We start from the raw sequence: 18,369 nt of genomic DNA, 5'->3' as shown, positions 1-18,369 counted from the left end.
CGTCGAGAGTGTCAGCCGATCAGGCCGGAGGCGAGGTCGACGTACGCCTGCTTGGCCTCGGCCGAGCTCATCCCGTGCACCGACTCCCACGCGTCGTGCTTGGCCCGCCCGACCACATTGGTGAAGCCGGGGCGCTTGCCGTCCACGTCGCCGATCGTCGCCTGCTTGTACAACGCGTACAGCCGCAGCTTGACGTCGTTGCCCGGGTCCACGCCGAGCGCGGCCACCGCCTTCACGGCACCGGTGAAGTCCGTCTCCAGGTCACTCATCGCGCACCTCCCCGCGCGGGACGGTGGTCGTCCCGCTCTACCGGTCTATGCCCCGGCACGGCCGCGCGCAACGTCGACCGGCGTGTTCCGGCCATCGTTCGGGCCGATCGCTCCGGTCGTCGTCGCACGCGGCGCGCGGGTCATGAGGGTGTCAGCGGACGGAGACGCGGGCGCCGCCCTCGCCGGCCGAACGGTAGATCGCCTCGCTCAGCTCGGCGACCGCGATCCCGGCGGCGGGAGGTGCCTCGTTGACGGCCTCGCCGCGGATGCTGGCCAGCAGGGCCTCGTGGATCTCCGGGGGCTCCGGGAGGTTGACCGGCTGCACGAGCTCGTCGCCGCGGTAGTGCGTCACCTTGCCGGTACGCCACGGGTGCTGCGGGTCGGCCTCGTACCGCAGCAGGCCGTTCGTGCCGGAGACGGCGACGTTCTCCATCCAGGTGGTGGCCAGGTCGCCCACCACGTGCAGCTGGCCCTGCACACCGCCGGCGAACGACACCGTCGCCGAGGTGTTGATGTCGACCGGCGACCCGGCGTTGTCGACCAGCGCGGAGACGGTCTCGACCGGCTTGCCGACCAGCCACAGCAGCATGTCGGCGAGGTGGGAGCCCGAGTCCATCAACATCCCGCCGCCGGACAGGGCGGGGTCCTGCCGCCAGGTGCCCACGGTGTTCTTCAGCCAGCGCTGGCCCACCGAGACCATGATCGACCGGAGCTCGCCGAGCTCACCGGAGGCGATGACGTCGCGCATGTAGCGGTACGCCGGGTCGAACCGCCGCTGGTAGCGCACCATCACCGTGACACCGGCGGTCGCCGCGGCGGCCTCGATCTCCCGCGCGTGCGCCGGGTCGCAGGTGAGCGGCTTCTCGCACAGCACGTGCAGGTTGCGCTTGATCGCGCCCATCACGATCGGGTGGTGCAGGGTGTGGGGGGTCACCACGGTGAGCGCCTCCACCTCGACCCCGGCGTCGTACAGCTGCTCCACGTCGGCGTACGCCGGCACGTCGGCGACTGCGGGCACCCGGGTGCGGAAGCTCGCGAGGTTGCGCTCACTCGGGTCGACCAATGCCACGATCTCGAAGTCGGCGAGGTTGGCCAGTCCCAGCGCGTGTCCGGTCGCCGCACCTCCACAACCGACCACAGCGACCTTCAGCCTGCTCACGTCCATGCCTCCCAGCGGTGCGGATCCTGTTGTCCGCATCCGACCCTTCCACACCGACCCGGACGGGGCGGAACCCTTATCCGTTAACGGACAGGGGCTCGGCGCCCCGTCAGGGCACGGCTACGGAGGGGCAGGTCGCCGGCGGGCCGGTCGTCCTACCGTGAGGCCGGCGAAGCGGCGCGTGACCACACGACCGGGAACGCGTCGTCGGTCATCAGCTCGCCGTCGCCGACGGTGACGAACTTCTTCATGATGTGGTCCCCGCCGGCGGCGTAACGGGTGTCGTCGCCCATCACGTGCACCGCGATCGCCCGGCGCGGGCGGTTGCTGGTGTTGCCGTGGGAGCCGTGCCAGGTCAGCGAGTGGTGGAAGTGCACCTCGCCCTTGGCGACCGGGCGCAGGACCACCTCGACCGGCTTTCCGTCGTACGTCTCGGGCAGGGCCGGGTCGTCCTCGGTGCGCCGCAGGAAGTCCATCTGGTCGCCCCACAGGTGGGAGCCGCGGACCATGCTCATGCAGCCGTTCGTCTCGTCCACGTCGTCCAGCGCGACCCAGGCGGTGACCTGGGTGTCCGGAGTCAGGATCGGCCACAGCGGGGCATCCTGGTGCCAGTGCAGCAGGCCACCCTGCTCGGCCGGCTTGTACTGGATCTGGTCGTGCCAGACGCGCAGCTCCCCCGCACCGCTGAGCTGGGCCAGCTCCTCGGTGATCTTCGGGTTGTGGATCAGCCGGTCGAACGCCGAGCTGGCCTGCCAGATGTTCACGATCTGCCAGATGGGCCGCTCGTCGGTCCCGAGGTTGGCGAGCTGGACCGGCTTCGGCACGTCGGTGCGGTCGCGCTGGTCGATGACGCGTTCCATCTCCGCGCGCAGCTCGTCGACCTCGGCGTCGTCGAGCACCCGCGAACCCTTCACGAACCCGTCGGCGCGAAAGCGCGCCACCTGCTCCTGCGTCAGCATGCTGAGGATCTCCTGACCCTGTTCGCGGCGGCGCGGCGGCGTGTTGTGATCGCGGACCACACACTGCCGCATCTGTTCCGGTTACGCCTTATGCGAACGTGTCGCGGGGGCGCCGGAATTGTCAAGCGGAGTTCAGGGATCGGACGAGATTCGGGCGGCAGGGACCGGCGGCCGTTGACCGTCGCCGGCTGGGGGCGGACGCTGGTCGGAGGCCGTACGGACGACGGGCTGACGACCGGGCCGACAACGGGCCTGGCGACGCGCCGACGACGGGAACGTGGACCACATCGGGGGAACGATGACCACAGTCGCGGACACCTGGGCGACCCATCCGGACCAGTTCTGGCTACACGGTCAGGCACCGCCGGCCATGGTGGAGTACGCCGAGAAACTGGGGTTCTGGAAGGTCTACGGCTATCCCGAGGCCGTACACATCCTCGCCGACCCGCAGACGTTCTCCTCCGACACCAGCCGTTTCGTACCCCGCCAGGACTTCGTCGAGGGCAACCTGCCGACGATGGACCCGCCGGAGCACCACAAGCTGCGCAAGCTGGTCAGCCACGCGTTCACCCCGAAGGTCGTCGCCGACCTCGAGCCCCGCATCGCCGAGATCACCAACGCACTCCTCGACCAGGCGGCGGCCGACCGGAGTGCGGACCGGGCTGCCGGCCGGATGGAGCTGGTCGCCGACCTCGCCTATCCGCTTCCGGTCATCGTCATCGCCGAACTCCTCGGCGTTCCCAGCAGCGACCGGCACCTGTTCAAGCAGTGGGTGGACGGCGCGTTCAACAGCTCCGAGCAGTTCTCCCTGGTGGAGCCGAGCGAGCAGCAGCAGCGCGCCGTGGACCGGGCTTTCGAGCAGTTGCACCACCTCACCGACTACCTCGGCGAGCACGCCGCGGAGCGCCGCCGCCGCCCGCGTGAGGACCTGCTCACCAAGCTCGTCGAGGCCGAGGTGGACGGCGAGCGGCTCAGCGACGCGGCGGTGGTCAACTTCGCCAACGTGCTGCTGATCGCCGGGCACATCACCACCACCATGCTGCTCGGCAACACGGTGCTGTGCCTGGACGCCCACCCGGACATCGCCGCGCGGGTACGCGCCGACCGGTCCCTGGTCCCGGCCACCATCGAGGAGTCGCTGCGGTTCCTCAGCCCGTTCGCCGCCCTCGCCCGGGTGACCACGACCGACGTCGCTGTGGGTGGGACACAGATCCCCGCCGGGGAGATGGTGATGGTGGTGCTCGCGGCGACCAACCGGGACCCGCGGCAGTTCACCGACCCGAACGTCTTCGATCCCGGCCGCGACCCCAATCCGCATCTGGCGTTCGGGCGCGGCATCCACTTCTGCATCGGGGCACCGCTCGCCCGGCTGGAGGGACGGGTCGCGCTGAACATCCTGCTGGACCGGTTCCCGCAGCTGCGGACCGACCCGGACGAGCCGCCGACCTTCCTGCCGTCCCCGAACCTCACCGGCGTACGGACACTCCCACTCCTGCTCAGCTCCCGCTGAGGCACGGGTGTCCTGCTACCCGGATCAGCGCGGGTGAGTGCCGTGATCCGGCGAAGTGGGTAAACGCCGGGTGGCCAGAACCCCCTTGAGGCTTCAGGGCCGATCGACCGCAGTGCGGCGTCGGCGAAGGCGCGATAGAACGACTGCAAGTCCAGGTTGACGGTGCTGACGGGGCGATCAGGGGGTCCGTCCCGCCCGTCCGTCCTCGATCCGGCCGGCGAGCCGGCGTCGGAACGCCGGGTCCTCCACCGCCCGCACCTCCAGGTCGTACCACCCGTCGTCGGTCGGCCACTCCACCGGCCGGCGGCTTCTGGCGGCCAGCCGGACAGTCCGGTCGGAGTCACCGTGGTCGAGCGCCCGCAGCCGAAGGGTCACCGCGGTCCCGCTCGCGTTGTTCAGCAACAGGCGAAGGCGCGACCCGTGGCCGGGCTGCTCGGCGACCCGCACGTCGACCCCGGCGGCCGCGCCCGCGACCGTCCCGGCGAGCTCGTACCAGAACCTGTTCGGCCCCTGCACGCCCAGCCGGTACCGCCCGCCGGCCACCTGCACCTGTTCGACGTGGCTACCGAGCACGTCGAGGTGGAGCGGCTGGCCGAACTCTCCGGCGTACGGATAGATCGTGAAGTGCGCGGAGGCCGTTCCCTCGTTGGTGAAAGTCAGCGCGAGCCGGCCGCCGCCCTCGAGCCGGGTGCGGACGGCCGGGCGGTACGGCAGTGCCCGCGCCGGCCGGCGGCCCGGTTCCTGCGGCGGCACCGACTGGTCCGCGGGCGCCTGCGGGTGCCAGCGATCGATCGGCGCGGGCACCGGCCCGGGCTGGTCGAGCCGTGGTGCCCGGCCCGGCCGGGCGAAGTCGAACGCGGAGGTGAGGTCGCCGCAGACCGTGCGCCGCCAGGTGCTGATGTTGGGTTCCCGTACGCCGGTCCAGCGCTCGAGGAACCGCAGCACCGACGTGTGGTCGAAGGTCTCGGAGTCGACGTGCCCGCCGATCGTCCAGGGCGAGACCACCGTCATCGGCACCCGCGGGCCGAGCCCGATCGGCCGGCCGTCGTACCAGTCGTCGCCGTTGCCGGACTCCGGACGTGGCGGCACCGGCGGCGGCACGTGGTCGAAGTAGCCGTCGTTCTCGTCGAAGTTGACGAACAGCACCGTCCTGGACCAGGTGTCCACGTCGGCGGCGAGCGCGTCCAGCACGTCGTGGATCAGGTTGGCGCTACCGACCGGGGTCGAGGAGCCGGGATGCTCGGAGTCGACCGCGGACGGCACCAGCCAGGTCACCTTCGGCAGCCGGCCGGCGGCGATGTCGGCACGCAGCCGGGGCACCAGGCTCTCCGGCTCGCTGCGGTACAGCGCCCGGTCGAACAACCGCCGTTCGGCGGGCGTGAGGCTCGCACGCCCGGTGGCCAGCTGGTCCAGCAGCTTCCGCCGCTCCGCCTCGGGTCGGTCGAACAGCGCGAAGTACAGCTCCTCGGTGGTCCGGAACTTCTCCTCCACCGCGGCGAGCGCCTTCGCGCCCACCCGCTTGAACGTACGGAAGTACTCCACCGCGTTGTCGGTGAAGTTGTCCCACTCCTGGTAGATCTGCCAGGAGACGCCGGCGGCCTCCAGTCGTTCGGGGTACGTCGTCCACTCATAACCCGGGTGGTCGTAGTCGTACGCCGCGTTGGTGACCGCCCGCTCCTCGGTGCCGGGCTCGAAGCCGACCGTGCCGCTCCACAGGTAGTTGCGGTTCGGGTTGGTGGAGCCGAACACCGAACAGTGGTAGGCGTCGCAGAGGGTGAAGGTGTCCGCGAGCTCGTACTGCAACGGGATGTCGCGCCGCTCGTAGTACGCCATGGTGGCCTCGGTCTTCGCCGCCACCCAGTCGTCGTACCAGCCGCCCGCCCAGGCCTGCGTGCTCCCCGGCCAGCTGTGGTCGAGCGCACCGAGGTACTGGATGTCGGACGGGTCGCGGTGCGCGCGTTCGGCGCCTTCCCTTACGGAGAAGGGCAACACCTCACCGCCACCGGGTCGCGGCTGGTACGACACCGGACGGCCACTCGGCAGCACCAGCGGCGTGCGGTCGCCGTACCCGCGAACTCCGCGCATCGTGCCGAAGTAGTGGTCGAAGGACCGGTTCTCCTGCATGAGTACGACGACGTGCTCGACGGCCTTCAGTCCGCCCGGCCGCATCGGCGCGGCCATCGCACGGTGGAGGGAGGGCGGCAGCACGGACGCGAGGCCGGCACCGGCCGTGGTGGCCGCGGCCGAACCGAGCAGGCGGCGACGAGAGAGTTGGGTCACGCACGCAGTGTCGTCGCGTTCGGTGCACCTGTCGCCAACGGCGGCCGATCCCGTGGTGGCCGGTTGGTGACGTCCCGGCGTCCCGACGTCGCGACGTCGCGGGACGCGAGCGCTGTACTTCTCCTCGGCCTACTCCTCACCCCGGTAGGTCGCCGGTCACCACCGCCTTGCCGGTCTCGGCGTCGAAGGGCACCGAGGCGTGCTCGTGCACGATCTTCCAGCCGTCGTCGCGCCTGCGCAGGCAGCTGGTCGCGCGCACCCACATGCCGACCTCGGTGCCGTCGACCATGGTGCCGCTGATGCGGACCAGGAAGTGGCAGAAGGCGAGGTCGGCGCCCGCGGTGATCTCCAGGTCGCGGATCTCGTGACCGATGCCGGTGCGGTACGCGGCGAACCACTCCTGCTTGCGGGCAGCCGTATCGGCACCCCGATGGACGAACGGGGCCACGGCATCGAACACCACGACGTCCGGGTCGTTCGCCGCGGCGAGCGTCGCGGCGTCCTTCCCGGCGACGGCCCGGGTGCGAGCCTCGAACAGCTCGCGGATCTCGGCTTCCGCGTTCGGGTCGTTCGTACCGCGTTCTGTGGATGTTCTGGATGCTCTGGACGTCGGGGACATGGTGAACTCCCTTCTGCGATGGGGGAAGCGAGGACGGAGGTGATCGCCGGTCAGGACCGGCCGAGTTCGCGGCCGAGGGCGTCCAGCCAGTCGCCGGTGCCCTGCTCACGCCAGTCGGGGTGTTCCCGGTCGTCGAGGAAGGTGCCCTGTTCGGTGAGGACGAGCCGCGTACCGGTGCCGTCGGGCACGAACTCGACGGTGGTCACCGACACGGTGGCCGGCACGCCACGGCCGTACAGCACGGTGGAGTAGACGATGCGCTCGCCGCCGAGGATATCGCGATAGACCGACTCGGCGAGGATCTCCTGCCCGTCGTCGGTGTGTCCGTGGGCGGCCTCGGTGCCGCCGACGCGGAAGTCGAGGGTGTAGCCGGAGTCGGCGGCGGCGAACCACTTCGCCTTCGTGTCGCGATCGGCCCACGCCGCGAACACCTTCGCGGGCGGGGCGGAGTAGGTCCGCTCCAGCGTGAAGGTGCTGTGCTTCACCGAGTGCTCGGTCATGATCCGGTCTCCTCAGGGGTGCCGTCTGTCGTCTTCGTCTGGGTCGAGGCGTGCTCGGGCGGGCTCTCGCCGAGGACGTCGCCGAGGCGGTCCAGGCGGCGCTCCCACGTCGTACGCCGATGGCGCAGCCACTCCTCGGCGCGCCGCAGGCCGGACGGGTCCAGCCGGCAGGTGCGGACCCGGCCGGCCTTCTCCGACCGGACCAGCTCGCTCGCCTGCAGTACCTGCAGGTGCTGGACCGTGGCGGCCACCGTCACGCCGAGGAACCGCGCCAGCTCGCTCACCGTGGCCGGGCCGCGGGTCAGCCGCTCGATGATCGCCCGGCGGTTGGCATCGGCCAGGGCGTGGAACACCTCGTCCGCGGCCGTCGGCTCATCGTTAAGCATGCACTTAACAATACGAGCCTCGGAAGAGCAGCTCAAGTCTTCGCTTAAGTTTCCATGGCGGCGACTTCGACGACTCTCGGATTCGGCCAGGCAGCACGGGGCGTCCAGTAGCGGTTCGAACGTCTGTTCGATATAGTCGGCCTGGCCAGCGCCTGCAACTACCCGGGGAGGGTCGGCAACGGTGTAGCCAAGGTGCTGGAGCCGGCCGGGCCCATCCTCTAGGGTGGGCCCGCCGGTCCGGCTCATCGACAGTCCGGCCGACACGAACGGCGTTCCCACGCAGTACGGCGGTGCGAGGCGATGCACGAGGTCGCGGTCCAGGCGGCACGCTTCCTCGCCGCGCATGCCACCGAGCCGATCCGCCTCGGCGACGTCGCCGACCACGTGGGCTACAGCCCGTTCCACCTCTCCCGGATCTTCGAACGCCACCTCGGCCTCCCGCCGGGCCAGTTCGTCGGCGCGCACCGCTTCCAGCACGCCAAGCGCCTGCTGCTCGACGGCGACGAACGCATCATCGACGTCTGCTTCGCGGTCGGCTTCACCTCCGTGGGCACGTTCACCAGCCGGTTCGCGGCCTCGGTCGGCGTCGGTCCGGGCGAGTTCCGGCGGATCCCCGACACGCTGGCCGCCGGGTCGCCGCGACCGGTGAGCCGGCCCGGCGGCGACCGGAACGGCGGCGTGGTCACCGGCGTCGCCCACCTCAGCCCCGGCGCCATGGCCGCGCTGGGCGGGTCGGCCGCGGTCTACGTCGGCGTCTTCGCCCGGCGCGCCCCACGCGGTACGCCGGTCAGCGGCGCCCTGCTCGACGACAGCGGCGGCTTCGTCCTCACCGGCATCCCGCCCGGCAGCTACTGGCTGCTCGCCTCCGCGCTGCCCGGACGCGCCGACCCCCTGGGGCAACTGCTCCCCGAGCGTGGCGTCACCGGTCACTCGCCGTGGCCGGTGCGGGTGACGGCGGCCGCCCCGCCGGTCCGCCGCGACGTCCACCTCGACCTCACGCCGTCCTGGTCGGCGCCCGTCGTCGTGGCGCTACCCCCACTGGCCTGCGGAAGCGCAAGATTGGAGAAGACGGCGGCCGGTCGGACCGCTAGCTTGACCTCGGGGATCGCAGGGTAGACAGCTGCGCGGCGCGGGCCGCGACGAAGGAGCACACAGTGAGCGGCGTACGCGTTCTGGTCGGCACCCGCAAGGGCGCCTTCATCCTCACCTCCGACGGCCGGCGCGAAGACTGGGACGTCAGCGGCCCGCACTTCCCCGGCTGGGAGACCTACCACGTGAAGGGGTCACCCGCCGACCCCAACAGGCTGTACGCCGCCCCGTCCGGAGGCTGGTTCGGCCAGGTGATGCAGCGCTCCGACGACGGCGGAAAGTCCTGGCAGCCGGTCGGCAACGACTTCAGCTACGACGGCACTCCCGGCACCCACCAGTGGTACGACGGCACCCCGCACCCGTGGGAGTTCGCCCGGGTGTGGCACCTCGAGCCCTCGCCGACCGACCCCGACACCGTCTACGCCGGAGTCGAGGACGCCGCGTTGTTCCGTACGACCGACGGCGGGCAGTCCTGGTCGGAGGTGGCCGGCCTGCGCAACCACGGCTCCGGATCCCACTGGCAGCCCGGCGCCGGCGGCATGTGCCTGCACACGATCCTGCTGCACCCCACCGACCCCGAGCGGATCTTCGTGGCCATCTCCGCCGCAGGGGCGTTCCGCACCGACGACGGCGGCAAGACCTGGCAGCCGATCAACCGCGGCCTGAAGTCCGAGGGCATCCCCGACCCGAACGCCGAGGTCGGCCACTGCGTCCACCGCCTCGCGATGCACCCGGCACGCCCGGACGTGCTGTACATGCAGAAGCACTGGGACGTGATGCGCAGCGACGACGCCGGCGACTCGTGGCACGAAATCAGCGGCAACCTGCCCACCGACTTCGGCTTTCCGATCGACGTCCACGCGCACGAGCCGGAGACCGTCTACGTCGTCCCGATCACCAGCGACTCCCACCATTTCCCGCCCGAGGGAAAGCTGCGCGTCTACCGCAGCCGTACCGGCGGCAACGACTGGGAGCCGCTGACCAAGGGGCTGCCACAGAGCCACTGCTACGTCAACGTCCTGCGGGACGCGATGGCGGTCGACTCCCTCGACTCCTGCGGTGTCTACTTCGGTACGACCGGTGGCCAGGTCTACGCCTCGGCCGACGCCGGCGACAACTGGGCGCCGATCGTGCGCGACCTGCCGGCGGTCCTGTCCGTCGAAGTCCAGACGCTGCCATGATCCGGGTCGTGCTCCCCGCGCACCTGCGCTCCCTGTCGGGGGCGGACCGCGAGGTGCGGCTGGAGGTGCCGGGCGAGCCGACCCAGGCGCTGGTGCTGGACGCGCTGGAGGCCCGCTACCCGATGCTGCGGGGCACGATCCGCGACCCGAAGACGCGACGCCGGCGGGCGTTCGTCCGGTTCTTCGCCTGCCAGCAGGACCTCTCCCACGACGACCCCGACAAGCCGTTGCCCGGCGAGGTGGCCGAAGGCGCCGAGCCGTTCCTGGTGGTCGGCGCCATGGCGGGCGGCTGAGGGGCCAGTGCGTTTGGGCACGACCTAAGGTGCGGCCGCCGCGGGAACGGCGCGTACCCACATCCCGTCGTCGGTGAGGTAGGCGTCCACCCGCAGGCCCACCTCGGCCAGCGCCTGCTCGAACTGCTCCGTGGACAGCGGCCGGGACAGGAACGTCTGCGTCCACACCGCGTCGGGGAAGGCGTACTCCGCGTGTACGGAGTTGACCCCCGGGCCGACCGGCTCGGAGGAGACCACCCGGAACGTCCCTTCGGCGCCGGCCCCGTCGCGCAACGGGCGCTCCCACGGCACCTCGTCGTGCCAGCTGCGGCCCTCCCGCTGGATCAGCACGCATCCGCCCGGCGCGACGTGCCGCAGGCAGGTCGCCAGCATCCCCCGCCGTACGTCCTCGGAGCCGGCGTGGACCAGGAACGACGCCAGCAGCACGACGTCGAAGCGCTCGCCGAGGTCCAGCGTCTCGATCGGGCTGAGCACGGTGCGCGCTTCACGGACGCGTTCCAGCATCTCCGGGGACTCGTCCACGGCGGTCACCGCGAACCCGTGCGCGAGCAGCGGGTGGGTCATCCGGCCGACGCCGCAGCCGAGCTCGAGGATCGCGGCGCCGGGTGGCACCGAACGGGCGATGAGTTCGGGCGAGTCGTCCACCGGGATCCTGCTGTAGAGCTCCACCGCGCAGCCGTCCGGGGTGATCGCGCCCGGTCCGGTCCCGTGGTAACCCTCACGCCGTCGTACGTCCATCCGGCCCACTCCCTCTCGCTCGGCTGCACTCCTCGTTCGATCAACGACGCAACCCGGCGAGTAGCTCCCTGGTGTCCGCCCATCGCGCCCACGCGACGAACGCGATGAGGATGCCCAGCGCCACGGTGAGGATCGCCATCGCGGCCATGCCGGGCATCAGGAACAGGTTGGTGAGCGTGGCGCAGACCATCAGACCGACCAGGGCGATCGCGGCGAGCCCGCACAGCCGCGGGATCAGCAGACCGATCGCGCCGGCGAGCTCACACGCGCCGGTGAGGTAGCGGAGCCACTGGCCGAACCCGAGGGCCTCGAAGCCCTCCACCTGCGCCGGGTCGCCGGACAGCTTCGAGTACGCCACGGACAGGAAGAAGGCAGCCAGCAGAACCTGAAGAACCCACAGGGTGATGGTGAGTGCGCGGGAGCGGTGCGGAGCGGCGGTGGAGCGGACTTCGTGCGTGGTCATGAGGTGCGTTCCCCTTCGGGCGACCCGGTTGTGGCCGGGCGGTGGCGGTCCGAACGTGTCGGTGTAAGGACCGTCGACGTCGCCGGAAGTCATCGCTGCGGCAGTCGCAGGGTGACCGAAGGGGAACGGAACGCAGATGTTCGTGGACAGCACGACAGGCGCTGACGCCAGCGGGGGGTTCCGGCATCAACGCCTGTCGTGGTTCGGGGGGCGCGGAGAGGTGCGCGGCCTAGCCGGGCCGCACCGCTCCGGCGTAGGGCATGTACTTCATCTTGATGTACTCGACCGTCTTGCCGGGGCGCGGCGCGTGGATGACCATGCCGTTGCCCGCGTAGATGCCCACGTGGTGACGGTCGCTGTAGAAGAGCACCAGGTCACCGATCTGCAGCTGGGACTTGGAGATCTTGGTCGAGATGGCGTACTGCGAGCGCGACGAGTGTGGCAGGGAGACCCCGGCCGCTCTCCACGCGCCCATGGTGAGGCCGGAGCAGTCCCAGCTGTTGGGGCCGTCCGCACCGAAGACGTACGGCTCACCGAGCTGGGCCTTGGCGAACGCCAGGGCGGTCGCGCCGCGGCCGCTGCCGGAAGGCGCGGGTGCAGGTGCGGGCGCGGGTGCCGGACCCGGGTTGGACGGGATGTCGGTCTTCGGCGTGCTGCGGCCACCGCCGCCGGTGCTGCGGTTCGAACGGGACTGTGCCCGATCCCGCGCGGCCTGCTCGCGGGCAGCCTTCTCCTGGGCCGCGCGCTCGGCGGCCGCGATGCGCCGCTTCTGCTCGGCGGTGAGGCGTTCGAGCAGCGCCTTCGCCTCGGCGGCGTTGCGCACCGCGGTCTTCCGGCGGGCGTCGGCCTGGCTCTTGGCCTCGCGGTAGCTCGCGAGCTCCGCCGACCGGGCCGCGCGCTGCTCGGCGAGCCGCTTCTGGCCCTCCTGCAGCTGCCGGAGCATGTCGCCCTGCTGTGCGTCCACGACCTTGACCGTGCGCATCCGGGCGAGGTATTCGTTCGGGTTCTTGGAGACCGCGAGCTGGGCGGTCATGTCGACGTTGCCGGCGCGGTACTGAGCCGCGGCGAACTGGCCGATGTCGCCACGCAGAGCGCTCACGCGCTGCTGCTGGCGGGTGACGTCGGCGTCGAGGGTGCGGACCCGGCGGTTGATGGCCGTCATCTTGTCGCCGAGCTCGTTGGCCTGCTCGGTGACCTTCTCGGCCTTCTCGTAGAGCGCGTCGACCTGCTGGCGCACCTCGCCGATGCTGCGCGTGGACGGGTCGGCGTAGCTGCTCGAGCCGGGGAGCGCGACCAGGGCGGCCAACGTCGCGGTGGTGGTGCCGACGACGAACAACGCGCGCCCTGAACGGGCCCTGCGGGTTGTCACAGGCGGTGCCTTTCTTCCTCAACGCCTACCGGGTGAGCTGACGGGTTCGGGCCGGGAAGTTGCCCTACGGCGAGCTCGGCGGCCAACCTGCGACCGTCGCGCCTGCCGATTCACCCCAGAAAACACGTGGTTCCCCGGCTCCCCGCAGAGCTGATCCGTCGTGGATCACCCCAACAGGGACTAAGCGAGACATCTGCGCCGACCGGGACGGCCGACTCAAACTGGACAGATATCTGATGGAGACCATAGTGACCGGTCCGTGATCAATCAACACCGGCACCCCCGGGAAGTTGTCCGGAGATTCGACATTTCGCAAGATTTGTTCCCGCGTCGTGGGATCACGGCGGCGAACGGCCAGGCCACAGGGTCACAGGGTCACGACTCCTGGCAGCAGGTGTGCCGGCTCTCCTCGACGTAGTGCGGGTCGTGCCACCAGTACCGCCGGTTCGCCGGCGGGTCCGGCACCGGGTCGGCCAGCCGGCTGACAGGGCGGGACCGCGCCCGCAGGCGCTCGCCGGCCGCGCCGGACACGAACGGTGCGAGGAGACCGTCGACGTCGAACAGCTCGCCGTTGCACATGACCTGGCGTACGTCCGCCGCGGCGGTGATGTCGGCGAGCGGGTCGCCGCCGAGCACCACCAGGTCGGCGTACGTGCCAGGGCGCACGGTGCCGAGCGGCTCGCCGAGGAACTCACCCGGCGCCCTCGTCGCCGTGGTCAGCGCGTCGTACGGCGAGACGGGGTACTTCACCATCGCGCGGAGGTTCAGGTGGGTGCTGACCGCGCGGTTCGCGATCGGCGAGTCGGTGCCGGTGATCACCACCCCGCCGCCGCGCAGCATCGCCGCTACCTGCGCCACCTGCCGGGCGAGGTTCTCCCGCGCGACGGTCTGGTCGGTGTCCCGCGCGGTCCGCGCGGTGGCCTGCAGTCCGGCGTACTTCCACGGCGGGTACAGCGTCCGCACCCGCCGGTCCGTCACCAGCGACGTGTCCTCCCGCAGCAGGGTGGTCGCGCCGAACAACGTGGGCGTACGGGCGGCGCGGGCGGCGTCGAAGATGTCGATCACGTCGCGGTAGCCGGTGCCCAGGGCGGTGGCTGTCCGGGAGAACCCGAACCGGTTGGTCGCCCCGACCCGGACTCCGGCGTCAAGATCGTTTTCTCACCGAAGCACAGTGTGCGCACGTCTGGCTACGGCGTGACATCCGGACGTCGTATTGCGGCCATTGACGAAGACTTGATCACGGTACGGAAACGGTTCCCGGACACAGCCCCGGAAGACCGCTACGCTGCAGCACCGAAAACCCCGGTGCGGATCGGATAGCCGCCCGCCCGGTGACCCCCTAGAAAAGATGAGGCAGTCACTGTGATCATCCTCGGCATTATCCTCACGATCCTGGGCTTCGCCCTGGGCATTTCGATCCTCTCGACTATCGGCATCATCCTGCTGGTCATCGGCGTGGTGCTGTTCATCCTCGGCGCCATCGGGCGTCCGGTCGGTGGCCGGAAGGTCTGGTTCTGACCCGCAACACCGGTTCTGGCCCGGAGCGGTTCCATTAGCTCCGACAGGTTCTGAGCCAACCGGCAGCCCCGCGCGCACACCGCGCCCGGGGCGGCCGGGTTCGGCCGTTGCGCCGGCAGCCTTCCATCGGGAAGGCTGCCGGCGATGCGTTTTCCGGCCACAGTGAAGGATCTCCGCCCATGGCGTTGATGCGTTGCGACTTCTATTCCGAGGCACTCCAGCTCAGTACCTCGATGACGGTGATTCTGCCGCAGGAGACGACCACCCAGATCGGGATGTCCGGCGCGGCCCGCGAAGGCGGTGCCCCCGTCCTCTACCTCCTGCACGGCCTCAGCGACGACGACACCATCTGGCTGCGGCGTACGTCCATCGAGCGCTACGTCTCCACGCTCGGCCTCGCCGTCGTCATGCCGGCGGTGCACCGCAGCTTCTACGCCGACGAGGCGCACGGCAACCGCTACTGGACGTTCCTGTCCGAGGAGCTTCCGTCGCTCGTCGGCCGGTTCTTCCGGGTGTCCGACCGGCGGGAGGACACGTTCGTCGCCGGCCTGTCGATGGGCGGGTACGGCGCCGTCAAGTGGGCCTTGCGCCAGCCGGAACGCTTCGCGGCGGCGGCCAGCCTGTCCGGGGCGCTGGACGTGGCCAACCCGGGTATGCGGGAGAACCGCCCCGAACTCATCGACCGGGTCTTCGGCGACGAGGTGAGCGGCACCGACAACGACCTGCTGTGGTTGCTCGAGCAGGGGGCGAAGTCGGGGCAGCAACTCCCGGCCCTGCACGTCTCGTGCGGCACCGAGGACGGCCTGATGGCCCACAACCACGCGTTCGTGGACGCCGCGCGCCGCCTCGATGTGCCCGTCACCGTGGAGTTCGAGCCCGGCGAGCACGAGTGGGGTCTGTGGGACCGCAAGATCCAGGACGTACTCCGCTGGCTGCCGCTGTCCTGACGGCAAGCCCTGACCGCTCGGCCGAGCACTGCCGGTGATCCCGCGCGTTTCGTCGCGAGACGTCTTCCCGTATGTGCGTCTTCGTACGACTGTCAATCCTTCCTTGCGTTCAGCCGGTCAGGCTGATCACCAGGTGTTCCACCAGCCCGGCCGCACGTGCGGGGTCGTCGGCCAGGACGCCCAACGCGTCGTACATGGGGAACGAGGTAACCGCGACGACTCCGGCAAGAACGGATACCGGATCGATCGCCACCTCGGCGTCCTTCTCCGCGGCGAGCCGGCCGAGTAGCTTCGCCAACTGGTCACCTCGCCACTTCTCACGTTCGGCCAGCCTGACGGCCACCTCACGGTCCACCGCGGCCAGACCGAAGAGGGGCCGTAGGACGACGCGCTCCGCATGCCAGAAACGACAAGTCTGCTCCACGATGGCCTTGCGGGCTGCGGTCGCGCTGAGGTCGCGGGTCGTACCGAAAGGCTGGTGGTCGAATGACCGCGGGAACCCTTGTCGAGTTCGGCGGCCTGCCCGGGACGGGCAAGTCGACCCTGGCGCGGCACCTTGCCGACCACAGCGGCGCGGTGTGGCTGCGCATCGACGAGATCGAGAACGCGATGCGCCGCAACGGCCTGAGTGCGTACGCCCGCCACCTCGTCATCGAGACCGCGTGCCCGGACACCGTGGAACACCGACGGCGAGTGGAATCTCGGAGGTGTGACCTGCCCGGATGGTCGTATCCAGACTGGGAGGAAGTTCGCCGGACCGCACGCCACTACCAGCCTCGTACCGATGTACGAATGGTGGTGGACACCACCCGGCCGGCTGAGATCTGCCGCCGCGAGATCACCCTCCATCTCGCGGCGGCGCTGCGGACAGTCCGCTGACCGACGGCGGCGTTCCGTTCGGTAGGACTCCCGGCCGCCGCGGCCGGCGTGGAATGGTGGACGCATGACGAGCACCGACTCCCGTACGACAAAGCCGTTGAAGTTCGCCGCCGTCGGCCTCGACCACGGTCACATCCTCGGCCTCGTGCACGGCCTGATCGGGGCGGGTGCGGAGTGCGCCGGGCTGTGGAGTGAGACCGACACCCCGCACACGGCGGCGCTGGCCGAGCGGGCTCCGCACATCCCCCGCGTCGCCGAGGCGGACGAGCTCCTCACCGACCCCGACATCGCGCTGATCGTCACCGCTGCCGTCCCCGCGCGCCGGACCGAGATCGCGGTCGCGGCGATGCGCAACGGCAAGGACGTGGTGACCGACAAGCCGGGCGCCATCACCCTGGACCAGCTCGCCGAGGTGCGGACCGCGGTGGCCGAGACCGGACGTTTCTGGTCGGTGGCGTTCTCCGAGCGCACCGCGTCCAGGGCGACCGTGCACGCCCGTCGGCTGATCGAGGAGGGCGCGATCGGCCAGGTCGTCCAGACCATGGGAACCGGCCCGCACCACCTGCGGCCGCACACCCGACCGTCGTGGACGTTCGACCCGGGGCTGGCCGGCGGGATCCTCGCCGACATCGCCTCCCACCAGGTCGACCAGTTCCTCTACCTGACCGGCTCGACCAGCGCGGAGGTGGTGTCGTCCACGGTCGGCAACTTCGCCCACCCGGAGTACCCCCAGTTCGAGGACTTCGGCGAGGTCGTCCTGCGCAGCCCGCACGCCCACGGCTATGCCCGGGTCGACTGGTACACCCCTGACGGGCTTGGGGTCTGGGGCGACGGCCGGCTCACCGTGCTCGGGACCGAGGGCTACCTCGAGGTACGCAAGAACATCGACCTGCTCGGCCGGCCCGGCGGCGACCACCTCTTCCTCGTGAACGGCAAGGACACGCAGTACCTCCAGAGCGACGACGTCGAGCTGCCGTACTTCCCGGCCATCCTCGACGACGTGGTGCGGCGCGGCGACACCGCGATTCCGCAGGAGCTGGTCCTCACCGCGACCGAGCTGGCCCTGACCGCCCAGGCCAACGCCACGCGCGTGGGCGGCCTGAGCTGACCCGGCACCCGGCAACCCGGCAACCCGGCACCCGGCCGTACGCCCGATTGATCGGTCTGGGTGCTCAAACTCAGCGGATTCTGCTGTTGGACGGCTGTCCGCCCGGCTTACAGGATGGAGAGCATGGAATTCACTCACCTCGGTCGTACCGGCCTCAAGGTCAGCCGCCTCTGCCTGGGCACGATGAACTTCGGGCCGCACACGACAGAGGCTGACTCGCACGCGATCATGGACGCCGCCCACGACAAGGGCGTCAACTTCTTCGACACCGCCAACGTCTACGGCGGTCAGGACAACAAGGGCAACACCGAGACGATCGTCGGCAGCTGGTTCGCGCAGGGCGGCGGCCGCCGCGAGCGCACCGTGCTGGCCACCAAGGTCTACGGCGACATGGGCGACTGGCCGAACGAGGGCCGGCTGTCCGCACTGAACCTCCGCCGCGCGCTCGACGCCAGCCTCAAGCGGCTGCAGACGGACTACATCGACCTGTACCAGTTCCACCACATCGACCGGCAGACGCCGTGGGAGGAGATCTGGCAGGCCCTCGACGTGGCCGTCCAGCAGGGCAAGATCCTCTACGTCGGCAGCAGCAACTTCGCCGGCTGGCACATCGCCCAGGCCCAGGAAGCGGCGGCTCGCCGCAACTTCGTCGGCCTGGTCAGCGAGCAGTCGAAGTACAGCCTGCTCGCCCGCGCGGTCGAGCTCGAGGTGCTCCCCGCCGCCCAGCACTACGGCCTCGGCGTGATCCCGTGGTCGCCGCTGGCCGGTGGGCTGCTCGGTGGTGTCCTCCGCAAGGAGAACGAGGGCAAGCGCCGCCAGCAGGCCGAGGCGATCCAGAAGCACCGGCCGCAGCTGGAGGCGTACGAGAACCTCGCCGCCGAGCTCGGTCACGAGCCCGGTGACGTGGCGCTGGCCTGGCTGCTCGCACAGCCCGCGGTGACCGCGCCGATCATCGGGCCGCGCACGATGGAGCAGCTCGACGCCGCCGAGCGCGCGCTGGACGTCCGGCTGGACGACAAGGCGCTCGACCGGCTGAACGAGATCTTCCCCGGTCACCGCACCGCGCCCGAGGACTACGCCTGGTAGGTCGCCGTACCTGACT

Annotated in this window: 21 protein-coding genes and 1 riboswitch; of the genes, 9 read left to right on the top strand and 12 right to left on the bottom strand. The window is 70.5% G+C overall.

The window, feature by feature from the left end:
• Window positions 1-11: 11 nt before the first annotated feature.
• The 3 genes from FHR37_RS28760 to FHR37_RS28750 form a co-directional block, all read right to left on the bottom strand.
• Window positions 12-269: an acyl-CoA-binding protein gene (locus FHR37_RS28760; RefSeq protein ID WP_092886485.1), complete on the bottom strand. Its 258-nt coding sequence runs from the start codon at window positions 267-269 to the stop codon at window positions 12-14.
• Between the two features lie 151 nt (window positions 270-420).
• Window positions 421-1,467 (bottom strand): Gfo/Idh/MocA family protein, encoded by a 1,047-nt coding sequence (locus FHR37_RS28755; protein ID WP_237768988.1) that lies wholly within the window; start codon window positions 1,465-1,467, stop codon window positions 421-423.
• Between the two features lie 116 nt (window positions 1,468-1,583).
• Window positions 1,584-2,459 carry a phytanoyl-CoA dioxygenase family protein gene (locus tag FHR37_RS28750; RefSeq protein ID WP_238344822.1) on the bottom strand — a complete coding sequence of 292 codons (876 nt, stop codon included), beginning with the start codon at window positions 2,457-2,459 and terminating at the stop codon, window positions 1,584-1,586.
• 226 nt (window positions 2,460-2,685) lie between these two features.
• Here FHR37_RS28750 and FHR37_RS28745 point away from each other — a divergent pair, with 226 nt between their 5' ends.
• Window positions 2,686-3,897, top strand: coding sequence for a cytochrome P450 (locus tag FHR37_RS28745; protein ID WP_092886705.1), 1,212 nt, complete (start codon window positions 2,686-2,688; stop codon window positions 3,895-3,897).
• Window positions 3,898-4,074: 177 nt separating this feature from the next.
• Here the strand turns inward: FHR37_RS28745 and FHR37_RS28740 are convergent, their stop codons facing one another.
• The 4 genes from FHR37_RS28740 to FHR37_RS28725 form a co-directional block, all read right to left on the bottom strand.
• Window positions 4,075-6,177 carry a phosphocholine-specific phospholipase C gene (locus FHR37_RS28740; RefSeq protein ID WP_092886487.1) on the bottom strand — a complete coding sequence of 701 codons (2,103 nt, stop codon included), beginning with the start codon at window positions 6,175-6,177 and terminating at the stop codon, window positions 4,075-4,077.
• A 136-nt stretch (window positions 6,178-6,313) separates the two neighbouring features.
• A complete protein-coding gene (locus tag FHR37_RS28735; RefSeq protein ID WP_092886489.1) occupies window positions 6,314-6,796 on the bottom strand; it encodes a YybH family protein in 483 nt (160 codons plus the stop codon).
• A gap of 50 nt (window positions 6,797-6,846) precedes the next feature.
• Window positions 6,847-7,296, bottom strand: coding sequence for an SRPBCC family protein (locus FHR37_RS28730; RefSeq protein WP_092886491.1), 450 nt, complete (start codon window positions 7,294-7,296; stop codon window positions 6,847-6,849).
• Window positions 7,293-7,682 (bottom strand): ArsR/SmtB family transcription factor, encoded by a 390-nt coding sequence (locus FHR37_RS28725; RefSeq protein ID WP_092886493.1) that lies wholly within the window; start codon window positions 7,680-7,682, stop codon window positions 7,293-7,295. The genes FHR37_RS28730 and FHR37_RS28725 overlap by 4 nt, the downstream gene beginning before the upstream one ends.
• A gap of 300 nt (window positions 7,683-7,982) precedes the next feature.
• Here FHR37_RS28725 and FHR37_RS28720 point away from each other — a divergent pair, with 300 nt between their 5' ends.
• From FHR37_RS28720 to FHR37_RS28710, 3 genes are read left to right on the top strand one after another with little or no spacing between them, the layout of a single operon-like run.
• The gene (locus FHR37_RS28720) at window positions 7,983-8,798 is read left to right on the top strand and encodes a helix-turn-helix domain-containing protein (RefSeq protein WP_092886495.1); all 816 of its coding nucleotides are present in this window, start codon (window positions 7,983-7,985) and stop codon (window positions 8,796-8,798) included.
• A gap of 38 nt (window positions 8,799-8,836) precedes the next feature.
• Complete coding sequence (locus FHR37_RS28715; protein ID WP_092886497.1) at window positions 8,837-9,952, top strand: WD40/YVTN/BNR-like repeat-containing protein; 1,116 nt, start codon at window positions 8,837-8,839, stop codon at window positions 9,950-9,952.
• 8 nt (window positions 9,953-9,960) lie between these two features.
• Window positions 9,961-10,245 (top strand): MoaD/ThiS family protein, encoded by a 285-nt coding sequence (locus FHR37_RS28710; RefSeq protein WP_202818279.1) that lies wholly within the window; start codon window positions 9,961-9,963, stop codon window positions 10,243-10,245.
• A 24-nt stretch (window positions 10,246-10,269) separates the two neighbouring features.
• Here FHR37_RS28710 and FHR37_RS28705 read toward each other — a convergent pair whose 3' ends face one another.
• The 4 genes from FHR37_RS28705 to FHR37_RS28690 all read right to left on the bottom strand — a co-directional run bounded on the left by FHR37_RS28705 (window position 10,270) and on the right by FHR37_RS28690 (window position 13,880).
• Window positions 10,270-10,983 (bottom strand): class I SAM-dependent methyltransferase, encoded by a 714-nt coding sequence (locus tag FHR37_RS28705; RefSeq protein ID WP_092886501.1) that lies wholly within the window; start codon window positions 10,981-10,983, stop codon window positions 10,270-10,272.
• 40 nt (window positions 10,984-11,023) lie between these two features.
• On the bottom strand, window positions 11,024-11,446 hold the full coding sequence (locus FHR37_RS28700) for a DoxX family protein (RefSeq protein WP_092886707.1): 423 nt from the start codon (window positions 11,444-11,446) through the stop codon (window positions 11,024-11,026).
• 229 nt (window positions 11,447-11,675) lie between these two features.
• Window positions 11,676-12,815: a C40 family peptidase gene (locus FHR37_RS28695; RefSeq protein WP_092886503.1), complete on the bottom strand. Its 1,140-nt coding sequence runs from the start codon at window positions 12,813-12,815 to the stop codon at window positions 11,676-11,678.
• Window positions 12,816-12,823: 8 nt separating this feature from the next.
• A riboswitch (cyclic di-AMP (ydaO/yuaA leader) is annotated at window positions 12,824-12,986 on the bottom strand.
• Window positions 12,987-13,190: 204 nt separating this feature from the next.
• On the bottom strand, window positions 13,191-13,880 hold the full coding sequence (locus tag FHR37_RS28690; protein WP_175542700.1) for an amidohydrolase family protein: 690 nt from the start codon (window positions 13,878-13,880) through the stop codon (window positions 13,191-13,193).
• 297 nt (window positions 13,881-14,177) lie between these two features.
• Here FHR37_RS28690 and FHR37_RS28685 point away from each other — a divergent pair, with 297 nt between their 5' ends.
• Together FHR37_RS28685 and FHR37_RS28680 are read left to right on the top strand one after the other, a co-directional pair.
• A complete protein-coding gene (locus FHR37_RS28685; protein WP_092650604.1) occupies window positions 14,178-14,333 on the top strand; it encodes a hypothetical protein in 156 nt (51 codons plus the stop codon).
• Window positions 14,334-14,512: 179 nt separating this feature from the next.
• A complete protein-coding gene (locus FHR37_RS28680; protein WP_092886507.1) occupies window positions 14,513-15,280 on the top strand; it encodes an alpha/beta hydrolase in 768 nt (255 codons plus the stop codon).
• A gap of 109 nt (window positions 15,281-15,389) precedes the next feature.
• Here FHR37_RS28680 and FHR37_RS28675 read toward each other — a convergent pair whose 3' ends face one another.
• A complete protein-coding gene (locus tag FHR37_RS28675) occupies window positions 15,390-15,623 on the bottom strand; it encodes a hypothetical protein (RefSeq protein WP_139239105.1) in 234 nt (77 codons plus the stop codon).
• Window positions 15,624-15,766: 143 nt separating this feature from the next.
• On the opposite strand from FHR37_RS28675, the gene FHR37_RS28670 reads away from it, so the two are divergent.
• The 3 genes from FHR37_RS28670 to FHR37_RS28660 all read left to right on the top strand — a co-directional run bounded on the left by FHR37_RS28670 (window position 15,767) and on the right by FHR37_RS28660 (window position 18,353).
• Window positions 15,767-16,159 carry an AAA family ATPase gene (locus FHR37_RS28670; RefSeq protein WP_092886511.1) on the top strand — a complete coding sequence of 131 codons (393 nt, stop codon included), beginning with the start codon at window positions 15,767-15,769 and terminating at the stop codon, window positions 16,157-16,159.
• A gap of 64 nt (window positions 16,160-16,223) precedes the next feature.
• Window positions 16,224-17,267: a Gfo/Idh/MocA family protein gene (locus FHR37_RS28665; protein WP_092886513.1), complete on the top strand. Its 1,044-nt coding sequence runs from the start codon at window positions 16,224-16,226 to the stop codon at window positions 17,265-17,267.
• 123 nt (window positions 17,268-17,390) lie between these two features.
• On the top strand, window positions 17,391-18,353 hold the full coding sequence (locus tag FHR37_RS28660) for an aldo/keto reductase (protein WP_092886515.1): 963 nt from the start codon (window positions 17,391-17,393) through the stop codon (window positions 18,351-18,353).
• The last annotated feature ends 16 nt before the right edge of the window (window positions 18,354-18,369 follow it).

This window comes from Actinopolymorpha cephalotaxi (assembly GCF_013408535.1).
GTDB lineage: Bacteria > Actinomycetota > Actinomycetes > Propionibacteriales > Actinopolymorphaceae > Actinopolymorpha > Actinopolymorpha cephalotaxi.
The sequence above is the reverse complement of the archived record's forward strand: the minus strand, read 5'-3'. Positions and strand labels throughout refer to the sequence as shown.

What these genes read in the sequence shown, in the direction of transcription:
- FHR37_RS28665 (WP_092886513.1), top strand. Translation starts at nt 16,224, where the DNA reads ATGACGAGCACCGACTCCCGTACGACAAAGCCGTTGAAGTTCGCCGCC.
- FHR37_RS28725 (WP_092886493.1), bottom strand. Translation starts at nt 7,682, where the DNA reads ATGCTTAACGATGAGCCGACGGCCGCGGACGAGGTGTTCCACGCCCTG.
- FHR37_RS28680 (WP_092886507.1), top strand. Translation starts at nt 14,513, where the DNA reads ATGGCGTTGATGCGTTGCGACTTCTATTCCGAGGCACTCCAGCTCAGT.
- FHR37_RS28660 (WP_092886515.1), top strand. Translation starts at nt 17,391, where the DNA reads ATGGAATTCACTCACCTCGGTCGTACCGGCCTCAAGGTCAGCCGCCTC.
- FHR37_RS28760 (WP_092886485.1), bottom strand. Translation starts at nt 269, where the DNA reads ATGAGTGACCTGGAGACGGACTTCACCGGTGCCGTGAAGGCGGTGGCC.
- FHR37_RS28670 (WP_092886511.1), top strand. Translation starts at nt 15,767, where the DNA reads ATGACCGCGGGAACCCTTGTCGAGTTCGGCGGCCTGCCCGGGACGGGC.
- FHR37_RS28735 (WP_092886489.1), bottom strand. Translation starts at nt 6,796, where the DNA reads ATGTCCCCGACGTCCAGAGCATCCAGAACATCCACAGAACGCGGTACG.
- FHR37_RS28755 (WP_237768988.1), bottom strand. Translation starts at nt 1,467, where the DNA reads ATGCGGACAACAGGATCCGCACCGCTGGGAGGCATGGACGTGAGCAGG.
- FHR37_RS28730 (WP_092886491.1), bottom strand. Translation starts at nt 7,296, where the DNA reads ATGACCGAGCACTCGGTGAAGCACAGCACCTTCACGCTGGAGCGGACC.
- FHR37_RS28700 (WP_092886707.1), bottom strand. Translation starts at nt 11,446, where the DNA reads ATGACCACGCACGAAGTCCGCTCCACCGCCGCTCCGCACCGCTCCCGC.
- FHR37_RS28720 (WP_092886495.1), top strand. Translation starts at nt 7,983, where the DNA reads ATGCACGAGGTCGCGGTCCAGGCGGCACGCTTCCTCGCCGCGCATGCC.
- FHR37_RS28750 (WP_238344822.1), bottom strand. Translation starts at nt 2,459, where the DNA reads ATGCGGCAGTGTGTGGTCCGCGATCACAACACGCCGCCGCGCCGCCGC.
- FHR37_RS28745 (WP_092886705.1), top strand. Translation starts at nt 2,686, where the DNA reads ATGACCACAGTCGCGGACACCTGGGCGACCCATCCGGACCAGTTCTGG.
- FHR37_RS28705 (WP_092886501.1), bottom strand. Translation starts at nt 10,983, where the DNA reads ATGGACGTACGACGGCGTGAGGGTTACCACGGGACCGGACCGGGCGCG.